At 73.1% G+C, this 15,701-nt stretch carries 13 protein-coding genes; 6 read left to right on the top strand and 7 right to left on the bottom strand.

Annotated elements, in window-relative coordinates; genetic code table 11:
• Window positions 1-57 precede the first annotated feature (57 nt).
• Window positions 58-1,389, top strand: a complete 1,332-nt coding sequence (locus ACSNN8_RS29740) for a radical SAM protein (protein ID WP_436653196.1) — start codon at window positions 58-60, stop codon at window positions 1,387-1,389.
• On the opposite strand, the gene ACSNN8_RS29735 is transcribed toward ACSNN8_RS29740, so the two are convergent.
• On the bottom strand, window positions 1,376-2,770 hold the full coding sequence (locus tag ACSNN8_RS29735; protein ID WP_436653195.1) for a pectate lyase: 1,395 nt from the start codon (window positions 2,768-2,770) through the stop codon (window positions 1,376-1,378). The two genes, ACSNN8_RS29740 and ACSNN8_RS29735, sit on opposite strands and share 14 nt — an antisense overlap.
• A 159-nt stretch (window positions 2,771-2,929) precedes the next feature.
• Between ACSNN8_RS29735 and ACSNN8_RS29730 the strand changes: the two genes are divergently transcribed.
• The gene (locus ACSNN8_RS29730; protein WP_436653194.1) at window positions 2,930-3,685 is read left to right on the top strand and encodes an alpha/beta fold hydrolase; all 756 of its coding nucleotides are present in this window, start codon (window positions 2,930-2,932) and stop codon (window positions 3,683-3,685) included.
• Between the two features lie 746 nt (window positions 3,686-4,431).
• On the opposite strand, the gene ACSNN8_RS29725 is transcribed toward ACSNN8_RS29730, so the two are convergent.
• Window positions 4,432-5,790, bottom strand: a complete 1,359-nt coding sequence (locus tag ACSNN8_RS29725; RefSeq protein WP_436653193.1) for a YndJ family transporter — start codon at window positions 5,788-5,790, stop codon at window positions 4,432-4,434.
• 1,056 nt (window positions 5,791-6,846) lie between these two features.
• Here ACSNN8_RS29725 and paaI point away from each other — a divergent pair.
• Complete coding sequence (gene paaI / locus ACSNN8_RS29720) at window positions 6,847-7,287, top strand: hydroxyphenylacetyl-CoA thioesterase PaaI (RefSeq protein ID WP_436653191.1); 441 nt, start codon at window positions 6,847-6,849, stop codon at window positions 7,285-7,287.
• A gap of 239 nt (window positions 7,288-7,526) precedes the next feature.
• On the opposite strand, the gene ACSNN8_RS29715 is transcribed toward paaI, so the two are convergent.
• A complete protein-coding gene (locus ACSNN8_RS29715; RefSeq protein WP_436653189.1) occupies window positions 7,527-8,888 on the bottom strand; it encodes a PLP-dependent aminotransferase family protein in 1,362 nt (453 codons plus the stop codon).
• 65 nt (window positions 8,889-8,953) lie between these two features.
• Here ACSNN8_RS29715 and ACSNN8_RS29710 point away from each other — a divergent pair, with 65 nt between their 5' ends.
• On the top strand, window positions 8,954-10,144 hold the full coding sequence (locus ACSNN8_RS29710; RefSeq protein ID WP_436653188.1) for an MFS transporter: 1,191 nt from the start codon (window positions 8,954-8,956) through the stop codon (window positions 10,142-10,144).
• Window positions 10,145-10,552: 408 nt separating this feature from the next.
• A complete protein-coding gene (locus tag ACSNN8_RS29705; protein ID WP_436655451.1) occupies window positions 10,553-11,653 on the top strand; it encodes a carboxylate-amine ligase in 1,101 nt (366 codons plus the stop codon).
• A gap of 10 nt (window positions 11,654-11,663) precedes the next feature.
• Here the strand turns inward: ACSNN8_RS29705 and ACSNN8_RS29700 are convergent, their stop codons facing one another.
• From ACSNN8_RS29700 to ACSNN8_RS29690, 3 genes are all read right to left on the bottom strand, one after another.
• On the bottom strand, window positions 11,664-11,876 hold the full coding sequence (locus tag ACSNN8_RS29700; RefSeq protein ID WP_436653186.1) for a dodecin: 213 nt from the start codon (window positions 11,874-11,876) through the stop codon (window positions 11,664-11,666).
• Window positions 11,877-11,948: 72 nt separating this feature from the next.
• Entirely contained in the window at window positions 11,949-13,490 is a 1,542-nt protein-coding gene (locus ACSNN8_RS29695; RefSeq protein WP_436653184.1) for a M28 family metallopeptidase, read from the bottom strand.
• 125 nt (window positions 13,491-13,615) lie between these two features.
• Entirely contained in the window at window positions 13,616-14,179 is a 564-nt protein-coding gene (locus ACSNN8_RS29690; protein ID WP_436653183.1) for a TIGR03086 family metal-binding protein, read from the bottom strand.
• Between the two features lie 62 nt (window positions 14,180-14,241).
• Between ACSNN8_RS29690 and ACSNN8_RS29685 the strand changes: the two genes are divergently transcribed.
• Complete coding sequence (locus ACSNN8_RS29685) at window positions 14,242-14,658, top strand: MarR family winged helix-turn-helix transcriptional regulator (protein ID WP_436653182.1); 417 nt, start codon at window positions 14,242-14,244, stop codon at window positions 14,656-14,658.
• Here ACSNN8_RS29685 and ACSNN8_RS29680 read toward each other — a convergent pair.
• Window positions 14,642-15,664 (bottom strand): LacI family DNA-binding transcriptional regulator, encoded by a 1,023-nt coding sequence (locus ACSNN8_RS29680; RefSeq protein WP_436653181.1) that lies wholly within the window; start codon window positions 15,662-15,664, stop codon window positions 14,642-14,644. The genes ACSNN8_RS29685 and ACSNN8_RS29680 overlap by 17 nt on opposite strands.
• Window positions 15,665-15,701: the final 37 nt, after the last annotated feature.

The raw sequence follows: 15,701 nt of genomic DNA, 5'->3' as shown, positions 1-15,701 counted from the left end.
TGGCGATGACCGGGCCGCGGTGCAGGATTCAGGCAGGAGAGTGGAAAGGGAGTTCTCATGGCGTCGCGCACCGAACTCGTCGAAGAGTTGATGGGACGTTTCCCGCACGTGCCGCGGGAGGCGGTCATCAAGGAGGACCTGCTCCGCGGCGGGCTGGCGTTCGACGACTCGGCGCTGACCGACAACGAGCACGGCGACGTCAAGCCGAAGTCGTACTTCATCTTCTCGTTCGACCACCGCACGCTGCCCGAGCTGGGCACGGCCGCGCTGCGCCGCCCGCCGGAGGAGATCGTGCTCACCGGAGGCCCGTACGGGCTGCGGCGCACGGTCGTGTCGGTCCGCACCAACCCGAGCTCGCCCTACAAGGTCAAGGCGGGTGAGGACGGCCGGCTCAGCCTGCACCTGGACGGTAAGCCGATCGCCGACGTCGGGCTGCCGCCGATGCCGGACTACTACCGGCACACGCTCGCCAACGGCAAGTCGGTCATGGAGGTCGCCCCGACGATCCAGTGGGGCTACCTGATCTACCTGACCGCGTTCCGCGTCTGCCAGTACTTCGGCGCCAAGGAGGAGTGCCAGTACTGCGACATCAACCACAACTGGCGCCAGCACAAGGCGGCCGGTCGCCCGTACACCGGGGTGAAGCCCGTCGACGAGATCCTCGAGGCGCTCGAGATCATCGACAAGCACGACACCGGGCGTACGTCGCAGGCCTACACGCTGACCGGCGGCAGCATCACCTCGCACGTGGGCGGCAAGGCCGAGGCCGACTTCTACGGCCAGTACGCGCAGGCGATCGAGGAGCGGTTCCCCGGCCGGTGGATCGGCAAGGTCGTCGCGCAGGCGCTGCCCCGGGCCGACGTCCAGCGGTTCAAGGACTACGGCATCCAGATCTACCACCCCAACTACGAGGTGTGGGACAAGAAGCTGTTCGAGCTGTACTGCCCGGGCAAGGAGCGCTACGTGGGCCGGGAGGAGTGGCACCGCCGCATCCTCGACTCGGCCGAGGTGTTCGGGCCGCGCAACGTGATCCCGAACTTCGTGGCCGGCGTCGAGATGGCCGCCCCGCACGGGTTCACCAGCGTGAACGAGGCGATCGACTCGACCGCCGAGGGCCTGCAGTACTTCATGTCGCGCGGCATCACCCCGCGGTTCACCACGTGGTGCCCCGAGCCGACGACGCCGCTGGGCAGGACCAACCCCAACGGCGCCCCGCTGGAGTACCACGTACGGCTCCTGGAGACGTACCGCGCCGTCATGGAGGCCAACGGCCTGACCAGCCCGCCCGGGTACGGCCCGGCCGGGGCCGGCCGGGCCGTGTTCTCGGTCTCCTCGTTCATGGACTCGCTGCCCGCGAACGAGGAGACCGCCGAGGTCACCGCCAGGTGATGTCGGACTCCGAGTAGAGGCAGTTGACGCCGTCCGCACCGCTGCCGATGTGGGACGGCTCGCTGCCCTTCGGCACGCCCTTGTATTTGTCGCAGATGACCGTCTTGCGCGAGCTGTCGTTCAGGATGGTGATGTTGCTGAACCGGGCGGTGTCGCCCCAGTTCGTGTTGATGCCGGCGAGCACCTTCGTCGAGGTGGCGTAGATGGTGTCCATCACGACGTGCCGCTGGTAGCTGGACGAGCAGTTGCCGCACGCCCGGTACAGCTTGCCGGAGTTCTGCACAGTGAACCCGCTGATGTGCACGGTGCCGGGCCCGTTGTGCTGGAACACCTTGTCCGTGCCGGAGCGGGCGCCGCCGCCGACCACGTAGTAGTCGGTGCCGCCGAGGAAGGTGGCGGCGTCCTCGCCCACGTCCTCCCACCAGACGTTCTCCAGCCGGCAGTTGCCCGCGCAGTGCACGCCGTCGCCGGCCGGGGCGCCGATGATGACGTTCTTGAGCGTGGCGCCGGCCGCCAGGTCGAACACCGGGTCCTGGCTCTCGCTCTGCCCGCCGTCGCCGATGCAGCAGATCCGCTTCATGCCGCCGTCGTAGGTGCCGGACACCGCGATGGTGCCGTTGGTGAGGCTGATCGAGCCGGCCGGGGTGGGCCAGGCGGGCGCGTTGCCGCCGCCACCGGGGTTGGTGCTGGTGGGGGTAGGCGTCGGGCTCGTCGGCGTCGGGGCCGTCGGCGTGGGCGTGCTGCCGCCGCCCCCGCTGGTGTTCACCGCGACGTCGTCGAAACCGGCTGAGGCGTACGAGGTCTGCAGCCCGATGCGGCCGCTCGCGCTCACCGAGCTGGTGGCCGAGCCGACCGCGGTGCCGTTGACCGAGCCGGTGATCGTGGAGCCGCTGACCGACAGGCTCAGCGTGTGCCAGGTGCCGGTCGCCACCGTACGGGACGAGGTGCCCAGCACGGTGACGTTGCCGCTGTTCACCGCCTGCAGCTGGGCCTGGCCGCTCTGCAGCGCGAGTCGGTAGAACGTCGTGGAGCTCTTCGACCGCGCGAGCAGCCCCGCGAACCCGCCGGAGCCGAACGACAGCGGCTTGACCTTCGCCGTGACGGTGTAGTCGGTCCAGCTCGAGTCGCCGGCGAACACCCGGGCGTTCTCGCTGCCGGCGTTGGTCTGGCGCAGGCTCTGGCTGCCGTCGGCGACGACCGTCCAGGTGCCGCCCGACTTCGACCAGCCGTTGGTGCCGCCGCTCTCGAAGTCGGCGGCGAAGACCGTGGCGGCGTAGGCGGAGTGGTTCGCGCCCACGGCGGTCACGAGGAGCGCTGCCGCGGTGGCGACGCCGGCGGCCAGTGCCGGTCTGCGCCAACGGCGGAATTGCGGGGATGGCATGGGACCTCCGGTGGCTCTTTCTTGCTCGCTTCTGCAAGGCCGCCGCTGCAACTTGCAGCGGCACGTTTGCACTGGGGAAAGGCCTTTCCTGGACCGCGATGCTAGGCCTGCCGCTCATCGACTGTCAACGATGTGTTCCGGCGGTGTGACCATGGACGGGTGCAGACTTCCGACGGTTTCCCGCTCGCCGTGCAGACCAGCGGCCGCCCCGGCGCTCCGGTGCTCCTGCTGCTCGCCGGCCAGGCCAACTCCCACGCGTGGTGGACGGATCTGCGGCCCGCCTTCGAGGACCGGTTCCGCGTCGTCACTTTCGACTACCGCGGTACGGGCGGGAGCCGCGGCCCCGTCGGCGAATGGTCCACACTCGGCTTCGCCGAGGACGCCGCCCAGGTGCTGCGCGCCTTCGGCGACCTTCCCGCGTACGTCTACGGCACCTCGATGGGCGGCCGGGTGGCCCAGCATCTCGCCGCCCGCCACCCGTCGCTCGTCCGGCGCCTCGTGCTCGCCTGCACCTCACCCGGCGGCCCGCACGCCGTCGAACGCCCTGCCGACGTGCGCCGCCGGCTGGCCGACCCTTCCGGCCGCCCGCAGGCGTTGCGCGAGCTCTTCTACACCGACGCCTGGACCGGCGAGTCCCACCTGTTCGGCGACCCCACGATGACCGTCGAGGAGAGCCGCGCCCACCTGCGGGCCAGCAACGGCCACGACGCCTGGGACGCCCTGCCGCACATCCAGGCCCCCACGCTGGTGCTGCACGGCACCGACGACCTGATGGTCCCTTCCGCCAACGCCCCCTTGCTGACACACCACATCCCCGGCGCCGTCCAGCACCTGCACGAGAGCGGTCGCCACGGCTTCTTCGACGAGTTCGCTGCCGACATCACACCTCTGATCGAAGACTTCCTGACCGCTTAGCCACCCTTCTGCGGCGCCCTCTCCGCCTCGCGCACTCTGCCTCGTGCCTCTTCGAGTGGCGCCTTCCTCGGCGGCGTCCTCCCGCGCGGCGCTATCTCTGCCTGCACCTTCCGCACGGTGGTCCCTCTGCCTGGCACCCTTGCCGGTGCTTTCTCCGCCGTGACGCCGGGCGCGGCTTTGCTCAGCGCATCACGCGTGCCACGCGCTGCGTCGCTGCCGACTTGGCACCGCGGCGGCGCAGCGCATAGTGCTCGCCGCGCGTTTCCTCGCCGGCGCGGCGGCGTGGCGCCTCAGTGTGTCGGGCTTTCTACGCGCTACGTTCCTGCTTGGCGCGGCGGCGTGGCGCCTCAGTGGGTCGGGCTTTCTGCGCGCTGCGTTTCTGCTCGGTCCCTCGCCGTGGCGCCTCCGTGCATCGGGCTTGCCGCGGGCTGCGTTCCTGCTCGGCGCGGCACCGGGGCGCCTCGGTGCGTCGGGCTTTCGCGCGCTGCGTTTCTGTCGGTCCCTCGCCGTGGCGCCTCGGTGCGTCGGGCTTTCCGCGCGCTGCGTTTCTGCTCGGCCCCTCGCCGTGGCGCCTCCGTGCATCGGGCTTGCCGCGGGCTGCGTCCGTGCTCGGCGCGGCACCGGGGGTGCCTCGGTACGTGTGGCCTTTCGCGCGCTGCGTCCCTGCTCGGCGCGGCACCGGGGTGCCTCAGTGCGTCGGGCTTTCCGCGCGCTGCGTCCCTGGCTCGGCGCGGTGCAGGAGCGCCTCAGTGCATCACGCTTGCCGCGCGCTGCCTCGCTGCCCGGCGTAGCACTGCGGCGCATCGGGCGATGAAGAGCCGCTGCACCACCGGAACCACCGGCCCGCCCAGCCGGGCGAGCCAATGCACAGCCCGCGACCGAACGTCGACCACGAACCGCACCGACCCGTCCGCGTCCAGCAGCACGCTGAAGCTCTCGTCGCCGTCGAAGGTGTGCCCCCGCAGCGCCCGGTAGTGCATGACGGTTCGATCCGCTTGCCGCACCACTTCGACGACCTCGCACGGTTCCGGCAGCCGCAACCGCCCGACGCCCACCATGGACAGCATGTGCTGCCCGGCATGAGCCGGCGGCGTTCCCGGCGTGACCCAAGCCCCCGAACGGCGGTGCATCTCCCAGCTCAGCAGCTCCCACGACGCCGCCTCGAACCGCTCCCGTCCCGCATCGTCCGGACCCTCGCTGCCAACAATGTCCGTTTCGAGAGTCGGGCCGCCTGCACCGCGCCGGGTAAGGCCTTTCCCTCCGGTTCGTTGGCCGGGTAAGGCCTTACCCGGCGGGCTGATGCGGTGCGACCAGCGGTTCGCGTGCCACGGCTGGTCGCGCGCGACCCATGCGACGACGAGAGCCGCGAGCACGGCAGTCGCGTTCAGGACGCCGTGGGTCAGGACCATCCACGTCAGATTCATATGCGGTACGGCGACAACCTGCCCCGCGGCGTAGAGCAGGGCCAACGTCATGGTGACGACGCTGACGCCGAACAGAAGCCTGGCAGCCCGGCCGGTACGGGCTGCGACGGCCAGCCACAGACCCGCGGAGAGCAGCCCCGCGCCCACCAACTCGACGAGGTCACCGCTTTCCTGCCCGACCGGCGTACGGCCGATCAGAAACCCCACGCCCACCACCGCCACGCCGGCTGGCGCCAGCCACCGGGCCGCTCGGTGCAACCGTCCATGCCCGTCCGCCAGCGCAAGCAACAGCAATGCGCCGAAGCCCGCCACGTGGAAGTGCGCGGCAGTCAGACCCAGTACGCCCGCCGGAAAGCCCATCAGCGCCACGCCGCCCCGTTCCGCCGCCAGCCCCGCAGCCGCCACCGGCAGGCAAGCGCCCGCGAACGCCACCAACCGATCGCGCCGCAGGACCACCGGCACCGCCAGGCAACCCACCAGGTACGGCACGCACAAGAGCCCCGCGACCTCCCCGCGCGGCAGCACCAGCGCCACCACAGCCGGCACCGCCGCGACCGGCCACCACCGTACGAGGCGGCGCCCGCGACCCAGCGCTCCCATCCCGAGCGGCACGAACGCCAGCACGCACACCGCCACGACGAGATGAAGCCCCGCCCATCCCGCCCCACTCAGCCGATCCACCGCTCCACCGCCTTGAACACGTTCAATTGAACGTGTTCAAGTTAGCAGAAGCGATCTCCAGCAGCGAGATCGGCCGAGCAGAGCAGGGACATGCGGCTGGGGTCGGGCGCGTGCCGGAACGGTGATGCGAGTGGCGTCAGAGCGGGCCGGCAGCAGTCCGGTCGGACTCGGTGCCCGCAGGTCGATACGGACGAATGACGCGGGTTGGCGAGCCGAGGGACGGCCGCTGGCTGCGAGCGCAGAGCAGGACGAGCCGGGACAGGCCTCGGGTGTGGTGGCGTGGGCGGCGTTGCGGCGGACGAGTGGAGGCGGCGTGCGTGGTGCTCTGGCGCGCGGGTGGTGAGGCGGAGATAGGGCGGCCGATGCAGGTGGCGTGGGCGGTGATGTGGCGGATGGGCAGAGGTCAGGCGGCGTGGGCGGTGTTGCGGCGGGCGGAGTCGAGGCGGCGTGAGTGGTGCTCCGGCGCGCGGGTGGTGGTGAGGCAGAGATAGGGCGGCCGGTGCAGGCGGCGTGGTCGGTGTTGTGGCGGACGGCGGTGAAGCGGCCGGTGCAGGCGGCGTGGCGGGGAAGCGCGGGCGTCGGACGAACGTGAGGCGGCCCGGGAGGCATTGTGGCGCGCGGGTGAAGGCCGGGCAGCGTGGGTGGGCGTTGTGGCGGGCGGAGGTGATGCAGCGGGGCAGGTGATGTGGCCGGCGGCCGGAGGCGAGGCGGCGTGCGTGGTGCCGCAGCGCGTGGGTGGAGGTACGGCGGAGCAAGCGGGCGGCGGGCGCCGCGCTGCGGCGCGTGGGTGGAGGTAGGGCGGAGCAACCAGGCGGCGTGGTGGTGATGTGGCGGGCGGGCGCAGACAAGGCGCGGGCGAGACTGAGGGGGACGCGAACCGCATTGGACGGGCTGGGACGGCGGGCGCATGCACTGTTGGCGCAACCACGCCGTGGAGGTGGGGCTGAGGCGAGGCGGGTGGAGGGCCGAGAAGGCGACAGGGAAGGGGAGCGGGTGGATCGCCTGCGGGAAGGCACGCGACGGGGGAGAGGGCGGGGGTGGTGTTACGTTCACGCGATGGCGGAGGAGGACGGGTACGAGGTTGCGCGGCGTGGGGCGGAGACCATGCTGGGCCGGGACGTCGCCAGCCGGGGGCTGGGGATGGAGCTCGTGGAAGTCGCTCCGGGGCGGGCGGTGATCGCCATGCGGATTCGGGACGACATGGTCAACGGCTACGGGCTCTGTCACGGCGGGCTGCTTGCCTCGGTGGCCGATACGGCGTTCGCGGTGGCGTGCAACACGTACGGGGAAGTGACCGTCGCGGCGGGGTTCGACATCACCTTTCTGGAGTCGGGGCGCGCGGGTGATCTGGTGCACGCCAGCGCCGTGGAGCGGGCCCGGCGTGGCCGCTCGGGTCTCTATGACGTGACCGTCACCAGGGTCGAGCCGGGCGGCGGCGAGGTGGTGCTGGCCGAGTTCCGCGGTCGCAGCCGTTCGCTGGGCAAGCCGATCTCCTGAAGGCCGGCGCTCAAACGAGGTGGGGCTGCCAGCTCCCGGATGCCGGCGATCAGGTGAGGAAGGTGGCCAGCTCCCGCATGCCGGCGATCAGGTGAGGAGGGTGGCGAGCTCCCGGACGCCGGCGATCAGATGAGGAGGGCTGCCAGCTGCAGGACGCCGGCGATCAGGTCAGGAGGGCGGCCAGCTCCCGGACGCCGGCGATCAGGTGAGGAGGGCTACCACCTGCGGAATGTCGAGTATCAGGTCACGAGGGTGGCCAGCTCCCGGATGCCGGAGCGCAGACGCGACTCGGTCATCTGCGAGTAGCCGAGGATCAGCGTGGGTGGGGAAGGGGCGCCGTAGTCGGCGAGCGTGGCCAGGGCTATGCCGTTGGCGCGGGCGGCCGAGGCGACTGCAGCGGAGTCGACGGAGGGCGGCAGCTCCACGGTCACGTGCAGGCCGGCGGCGATGCCGCGGACGCGGGCGGCCGGCATCGACGACGCCAGGGCCTCGATGACGGCGTCGCGGCGGCGGCGGTACCGAAGGCGCATGCGGCGCAGGTGACGGTCGAGCTCCCCACGGCGTACGAAATGGGCGTAGGCGAGCTGCTCGATGCGGGCGGTGCCCTGGTCGAGCAGCAGACGCTCGGTGCGCACGTCGCGAACGAGCACGGACGGCAGCACCATCCACCCGAGGCGCAGGGCGGGGGCCAGCACCTTGCTCGCGGTCCCGGCGTACACCACATGGTCCTGATCGAGGCCTTGGAGGGCGCCGACGGCGGGGCGGTCGTAGCGGTACTCGGCGTCGTAGTCGTCCTCGACGGCGATGGCGCCGGTCGCGCGCAGCCAGGCGATCAGGGCGGTGCGGCGGGCGGGGGCGAGCACCACGCCGGTCGGGTGCTGGTGCGCGGGGGTGAGGACGACGGCGTCCGCTCGGGTGGCGGCGAGCCGGTCGACGCGCAGGCCGAGCTCGTCGACGGGGACGCGGACGGCCTCGAGCCCGGCGCGGGCGGCGATGCGGGCCTCCTCGGGGCTGCCGGGCTGCTCGCAGGCGATGCGGCGCGCGCCGCGGGCGGCCAGCGCGCGGCAGATCAGGCCGAGGCCCTGCAGGTAGCCGTTGGTGACGACGACCCGGTCGCGGGTGGCTACGACGCCGCGTACCCGGCCCAGGTAGTCGGCGAGGGTGTCGCGCAGCGTGCCGGTGCCGAACGGGTCGCCGTAGCCGAGATCGTCCACGGTGATCTCGGTGACCGCGTCGCGCAGGCAGCGGGCCCACGCGGCCCGGGGGAACGACGACACGTCCGGGCGGGCGGGCCGGAAGTCGTACCGGATCGGGTCGGAAGACCCGGGCCCCGAGCCCGCGGAGGGGTGGACGAAGGGACCGGCGGCCACCCTCGGCTGCGCGCCCTGGCGCAGCGCGAGATAGCCCTCGGCGGCCAGTTGGGCGTACGCGTCGACGGCCACCTTGCGGGACACGCCGAGCTGCGCGGCCAGCTCCCGGGTGGACGGCACGGGCGTGCCGGCGCGCAGGCTGCCGGAGCGTACGGCGTCGCGGACCTGGCCCTGGATCTGCGCGCTCAGCGTGCCGGGGCGCTCGCGCGAGACGGTCAGCAGCAGCTCCACTGGTCCCCTTCCCCGGGGCGGCACTGGATCTGTTGTTTGTACCAGTTCCCCGCGAGGCTCGACACATGCTGTTTTCCACGTCGGTCGTCGCCCGCCTTCCCCTCGCCACCTTCAGCATCGGCCTGCTCGTGCACGTCGAACGGCTCACCGGGTCGTACGCCGCGGCGGGGGCGGTCGCCGGCGCGCTCGCCGTCGCGCAGGGGGCCGGCGGTCCGCTGCTCGGCCGTCTCGTCGACCGGCGCGGGCAGACCGCCGTCCTGCTGGGTTCCGCGCTTGTCGCCGGGGCGGCGCTGGTGGCCGTCGCACTGCTCCCGGCCGGCGTGCCGCTGCCGGCGCCGCTGCTGCTGGCCGCGCTGATCGGGTTCGCCACGCCGCCGGTGGGCGCCTGCATGCGTACGCTGATCCCACTGCTCACCCCGGGGCAGGATCGGCAGCGCCGGGCGTACGCGGTGGACGCCGCGGCGACCGAGCTGACATGGATCGCCGGACCGCCGCTCGCCCTCGCAGTGGGCTCGCTGGCCGGAACCGGCACCGCCCTGGTCGCGGCCGCTGCCGTCGTGGTCGCGTCCACGGCGCTGTTCGCGCTCGCCCCGGCGTCCCGCGGGTGGCGCCCCACCGGCGCCCGTCGTGCCCGGGGTGGCGCGCTGGCCTCCGCCGCCCTGCGCACGCTCGTGATCGTGCTGGTCGGCGTCGGGATCGTCTTCGGCGCCACCGAGGTCGCGGTGACCGCGTCGTCCGGATCGGCCGCCGGACTGCTGCTCGGCCTCTGGGGCGCCGGATCGCTGGCGGGCGGCGTCGTCGCGGCCCGGCTCGGCGGCGGGGCCCACGACGGCCGGGCGTTCGCGCTGCTGCTGGCCGCGCTCGGCGGCGGGCACCTCGCGATGATCGCCGCGCCCGCCGGGGTCGCCGGGCCGGCCGTGCTCATCGCGGTGGCCGGCAGCACGATCGCCCCGATCCTGGCCAGCGCGTACGGCATGGTCGACCGCGCCGCCCCCGCCGGCACCGCGACCGAGGCGTTCGCCTGGCTCGCCACCGCGACCGCGACCGGCACCGCGCTCGGCGCTGCCGCCGCGGGCGCCCTGGCCGAGCTGACCGGTCCGGCGTCCGGGTTCGCGCTGGCCGGGGCCGCCGGGCTGGCCGCCGCGTCGATCGCCGCCTTCGGACGGCACCTGCCGGGAAACCGGCAGCCGGCGGGCCGGCGCCCCGGACGGCAGGCGGGCAGCGAGCGGCTCGGACGCCTGGTGGCGAGCAAGTAGCTGGCCGGCACGCGGCGAGAAGCGGCACGGCGAGGGACGCCGGGCGGCGAGGAGTCACACAAGGCGTGGGGTGCCAGGCGGCGTGGGGTGTGGGGCGGTGAGAAGCGACACGGGGAGGGGCGCCTGGGCGTGGAGGAATCGCACACGGCGTGGGGTGGCGGGCGGTGTGGGGTGCCGGGCGGCGAGGAGTCGCACACGGCGTGGGGTGCCGGGCGGTGAGAAGTGCTGGGCGGCGAGAAGTGACACGGCGAGGGGTGCCAGGCGGCGACGAGTGGCAGGCGGCGAGCGGCAGCGCGGAGCGAGCACCCCGAGGTATTTGCCGAGGAGCAAACGGGAGGTATGGACCGGTTAGGAAGGGGTAGTCCGCCGCCGGTTCTCCCGGCGAGCGAAAGAGTGGGCAACGACATCATGCTTGATCGGGCCCGGCTGTCCCTCGGCGTGGAGGAGCAGTTCCTGCTGCTCGACCCGCGCACCGGCGTGAACCGGCCGGTGACCGAGCAGGTCATGGCCAAGCTGCCGGACGGGGTGCGCGACCGCGGCCGGCTCGAGTTGCGGTCGAGCACCGTGGAGACGGCGACCGGCGCCTGCACCGATCTGCGCGAGCTGCGGGACCGGGTCGTCCGGCAGCGGCGGGCGGCCGCCGGCGCGGCGGACGACGCCGGTGCGTGGCTGGCCGCCATCGGCGCCACGCCGGTGGGGGAGCCGGACACCACCCCGCCCGCGCGGCCGCGGCACCGGGCGATCGCCCAGCGGTACGGGCCGGTGGCGCTGGACCCGGCGGTCTGCGGACTGCACGTGCACGTCGGCGTGCCGGACCGGGAGCTGGCCGTGCAGGTCTGCAACCACCTGCAGGTGTGGCTGCCCGCGATCCGCGCCCTGACCGGCAACTCGCCGCTGTTCCAGGGGGTCGACACCGGGCATGCGAGCTGGCGGTCCGTGCAGTTGCTGCGCTGGCCGGGCATCGGACCGACGCCCTGGTTCTCGTCCGCGTCCGACTACGACGGTACGGTCGAGGCCCTCAAGACGGCCGGCGTGATGTTCGACGAGCAGATGCTCAGCTGGTACGCCCGGCTGTCGCCGGCGCGCCCGGCCGTGGAGGTCCGCGTGAACGACGTCTGCACCGATGTGGACGACACCGTGCTGACCGCCGCGCTGGTGCGCGCCGCGGTGGCGACGGCCCTCGCCGACATCCGGGCCGGTCGGCCGCCGGCCCGGCCGCGCACCTGTGTCACGGCCGCCGCGCACTGGCGTGCCGCCCGCGACGGGCTGGCCCACACCCTGCTCGACCTGCGGCTCGGCCGGGCCCGGCCGGCGTGGGAGCTGGTCAGCGAGTTCCTGGCGGTGGTCAGCCCGGCGCTGCTCGGCTCGGGCGACCTCGACCTGGCGATCGACGGGCTGGACCGGTTGCGCCGGGTCGGCGACGGGGCCCGGTGGCAGCGCGAGACGTACCGCCGCACCGGTGACCTGCGGGCGATGCTGGCCCGGCTGGCGCAGCGGACCGCCGGGTGAGGCGCGCGGGTCACTCGTCGTCGACGCGGAAGCCGATCTTGAGGCGCACCTGGAAGTAGGCGACGTCCCCGTCGACCACCTGGCCGCGGATCTCCTGCGACTCGAACCACTCGATGTTGCGGACGGTCAGGGCCGCCTTGCGGATCGCGGTGCGGATCGCGTCGTCCACGCTGTCCGGGCTGCTGCCGACGACCTCGCTGAGCCGATACACGTGATTGGTCATGGGCCCACTCAACCAGACCGCGGCCCGGCGCGGCAGGGGTCTGCACGCGCCGGGCCGCGGGTGGAGGAACGGTTACCGGAGGCCGTCGGGCTGCACGGTCCGGGCGGCCGCCGCCGTGGTGCGCGGCGGGATCGTGGACGTGTCCCGCGCGAACGTGGCCATCGCGGTCGCGATCGCGTCGGCGTTGATGTCGAGCGCGAAGGTGTTGATGTTGCCGATCAGCCGGTAGACCCGGCGCAGCTGGGCGTAGACCTCGGCGTCCGCACCGTCGCGCTCCGGGGTGAGGCTGTCGCACGCCTGGTGGTAGCACGGGTCGTACTGCTGGCCCGCGATGCCGCCCCACTTCGCGACGTCGTCCTCGGTCTTGAGGACCTCGGCGCCGGTGAACAGGCCGCCGGACGGGATGCCGACGCCGGCCGCGATGAACGGCCCGTAGTCGGAGCGGCCGGTGAAGTCGGACGCCGACGTGGCCTGCCCGCGGTCGGCGAAGAACTTCTGGAACACCGCCTCGATCTCCGCCGAGCCGGGCGGACCGGCGGGCGCGCCCTCGGCGGCCGAGTCGTCGCCGTCGTACACGCCGAGCGTGTAGTTGGGCGAAGCGATCATGTCGAAGTTCAGGTAGAGCGCGATCTTCGCCTGTTCGGCGGCCGGCAGGTTGGTCACGTAGTACGTCGAGCCGACCAGGTTGGCCTCCTCGGCGCCCCACCACGCGAACCGCAGCTTGTTCTTGTTCTTGAAGTGGCGCATCTGCAGCGCGACCTCGAGAATGCCGGCGCTGCCGGAGCCGTTGTCGTTGATGCCCGGGCCTTCCGGCACGGAGTCGAGGTGGGCGCCGGCCATGACGACCTCGTTCGGGTCGCCGCCGCGGGACTCGGCGATGACGTTCTCGGTCTGGCGCACCTCGGCGACCGTCTCGGTGGTGATGGTGACGGTCAGCCCCGTGGTGCCGGCGAATGCGACGCCCTGCGGGTACGAGATGGAGATCGCCGGGATGCCGACCGGGGTGCCCAGGGTGCCGGCGAACAGGTCCTGCCGATCGGCGCCGGTGGTGTTGCCCTGGTTCATGATGATGACGCCGACCGCCCCGGCGGCCTCCGCGTTCGCGGCCTTCACGCCGAAGTTGCAGGTTCCGCGCTGCAGCAGGGCGATGTTGCCCGCCACGGTGGCGGGGAAGTCGGCGGCCTCGCAGCCGGAGGTGCTGGTGTTCGGCGTCGCCAGCTGCAGGTCGACCGGGACGACCGTGCCGGTCGCGGTGCCGTCGCCCGAGCACTCCAGGACGTCGTAGTCCTCCTGGTCGACGTACGTGGTGGGGGTCGGCGCGTTCTGCGTGAACGACGACCCGGTGTCCTGGCAGAAGTTGAACGGGAACGGCTGGCGGGTCACCTTGTAGCCGGCCGCCCGCATCAGCGTCGACACGTAGTCGGCGCTGCGGGTGTATCCCGGGGTCCCGGAGGCGCGGGTGTCGCCGTTGCGGTCGGCGATGGCCTGGAACGCCACCAGGTGGCGCAGCACGCCGGCCAGCGTGACGGACTTGGTCAGATCCTTGGCGCTGCTGCCGCCCGACCCTGCCTGCGCGGGCGCGGCGGCGGCGAAACCACCCAGCAGCACTGCCACTGCGGCCGCGCCGCCGAGTCTTCTTCGTAGTGAGCGAGACACCACGGTGTGCCCTCCCCTGGAGCGATGATCGTGACATCCAGCAACCTAAATCCGTCTATGCGGGCGCGGAACCGGCCGTCCGGTCACCGCTGAAAGCCGACAGGGTCGCGGCCGAGCAGCAGGAGCAGCTCGCTGAGCGGGTCGGCGCCGGCCGGCACCGGCAGCGCGGGGGCGAAGGCGGCGCCGGGCTCGAGGCGCTCCGGGCCGTCCGGGACGGCGCGGGCGATCGGCAGCGCCAGGGCGAGGGCGTCGGCGTCCGGCTCGTACGGCACGCCGATCGCGCGCGCGACGTCCCACCCGTGCACCACGTAGTCGACCAGGTGGAACGCGATCGCCATCCGGCCCGGGACGGCCCGGTCGAACTCGGGCAGCCGGAACGGGCGGTCCAGCGCGCCCTCGGCGGCGAAGGCCGCGATCACCGCCTCGGCGGCCTGCTCGTACGTCGAGGCGCCGTGGGGCGTGGCGCCCGCGGCGGCGGCGAAGGCGAGGTGTTGCTCGGTCATGTGGGCCAGCAGCGCGGCCAGGTCCCAGCCCGCGCACGGGGTGGGCCGGGTCAGGTCGGCGTCGGTGACCTTGCCGACGAGGGCGGCGGTCGTGCGGACGGCGGCCGCGTCGGCGGGCCGGGGGTCGGTCTCAATCATATGCATGCGCTTATCATGTGCTCGTGCTTATTGATAGTCAAGCAGCGGGGAGGTGATAGGAGTACGACGTGGACGAGCGGGAAGATCTGGGCGCGATGCTCTTCCGGCTGGGCCGGGACCTGCTCGCCATGGAGCAGCCGATCCTGTCCCGGCACGAGCTGTCGATGTGGGCGTACGCGGTGCTGACCGCGCTGCGCGAGGGGCCGACGCGGACCCAGGCGGCGCTCGCGGCCGGCATCGGCGCCGACAAGACGCGGCTGATCCCGGTGCTCGACGAGCTGCAGCGGCGCGGGCTCATCGAGCGCGAGCCCGACCCGGCCGACCGCCGGGTGCGGCTGCTCGGGCTGACGGCCGCGGGCCGGCGCCTGCACCGGGCGGTGCAGGAGGAGATCCGGGCCGGCGAACAGCGGCTGCTCGCCGGCTGTCCGGCTCAGGACCGGGAGGCCTTCGTGCGGACGCTCGCCGCGCTCACGGCCCGGCGGTAGCCGCGGTGCTGCCGCGGACCTCCAGGTGGTGCGGCGCCACGATGCGGCGCGCGGGAAGCGGCTCGCCGCGGTGCCCGATGCGCTCGGCCAGGCACTTCAGCGCGGCCTGGGCGATCGCGGCCTTGTCGGGGGACACGGTGGTGAGCGCCGGGTTCGCGTACCGGCCGTCCTCGATGTCGTCGAAGCCGGCCACCGCCAGGTCGGCGGGCACCCGCAGCCCGCGTCCGACCGCGACGTGCAGGGCGCCCAGCGCGAGCTGGTCGCTGAAGCAGAACACGGCGTCGACCCGCGTCCCCGAGTCGAGCAGCCGGCGCATGGCCTGCGCGCCGTCGGCCCGGTGCAGGTGGTTCACGTCGAGCGCCAGGGCGGGGTCGTACGGGATGCCGGCCTCGGCCAGGGCCTGCCGGTAGCCCTCCGCGCGCCGGGCCGCGGTGCCGTTGACCAGGTGCGGCTGCAGGCCGATTGCGGCGATGCGCCGGCGGCCGCCCGCGATCAGGTGCCGCGTCAGGTCGGCGGACGCGCTCACGTTGTCGATGGCGACGTGGTCGAGCAGGCCGCCGGCGTCCTGCTCGCCGAGCAGCACCAGCGGCGCGCTGTCGGGGCGGCGGGTCAGGTCGGCGGGCGACAGGCCCCACGGGCTCATGATCAGGCCGTCGACGGACTGGGCGCGTACGCCGTCGAGAAGTTCGCGTTCCCGGGCGGCGTCCCCGCCGGTCTGCTGCACCAGCAGGGTCCACGAGTGCGCCTCGGCGTGGTCGGCGAGGTGGCCCGCGAGCTCGCTGAAGTAGGGCGAGGAGATCTCCGGCAGCACGAGCGCGATCAGCCCCGAGCGCCCGCCGCGCAGGTGCCGGGCGGCGGCGTTGGGCCGGTACTGCAGCTCGTCGAGCGCGCGCTGCACACGCTCGCGGGTCTCCGGCGCGACCATCGCGAAGCCGGACACCACGTTCGAGACCGTGCGCACGGACACCCCGGCGCGCTCGGCGACCTGTCTGAGATTGGCGCTCACAAAAACATCTTAGCCAGGTATTGCAACGTGGCATGCA

The sequence above is a fragment of the Actinoplanes sp. URMC 104 genome (assembly GCF_051386375.1).
In the GTDB taxonomy this organism is placed as follows: domain Bacteria; phylum Actinomycetota; class Actinomycetes; order Mycobacteriales; family Micromonosporaceae; genus Actinoplanes.
Note: the sequence above shows the minus strand (reverse complement) of the source record. Positions and strands in the feature narration are given on the sequence as shown.

What these genes read in the sequence shown, in the direction of transcription:
- ACSNN8_RS29690 (WP_436653183.1), bottom strand. Translation starts at nt 14,179, where the DNA reads ATGCATATGATTGAGACCGACCCCCGGCCCGCCGACGCGGCCGCCGTC.
- ACSNN8_RS29740 (WP_436653196.1), top strand. Translation starts at nt 58, where the DNA reads ATGGCGTCGCGCACCGAACTCGTCGAAGAGTTGATGGGACGTTTCCCG.
- ACSNN8_RS29710 (WP_436653188.1), top strand. Translation starts at nt 8,954, where the DNA reads ATGCTGTTTTCCACGTCGGTCGTCGCCCGCCTTCCCCTCGCCACCTTC.
- ACSNN8_RS29705 (WP_436655451.1), top strand. Translation starts at nt 10,553, where the DNA reads ATGCTTGATCGGGCCCGGCTGTCCCTCGGCGTGGAGGAGCAGTTCCTG.
- ACSNN8_RS29735 (WP_436653195.1), bottom strand. Translation starts at nt 2,770, where the DNA reads ATGCCATCCCCGCAATTCCGCCGTTGGCGCAGACCGGCACTGGCCGCC.
- ACSNN8_RS29700 (WP_436653186.1), bottom strand. Translation starts at nt 11,876, where the DNA reads ATGACCAATCACGTGTATCGGCTCAGCGAGGTCGTCGGCAGCAGCCCG.
- paaI (WP_436653191.1), top strand. Translation starts at nt 6,847, where the DNA reads ATGGCGGAGGAGGACGGGTACGAGGTTGCGCGGCGTGGGGCGGAGACC.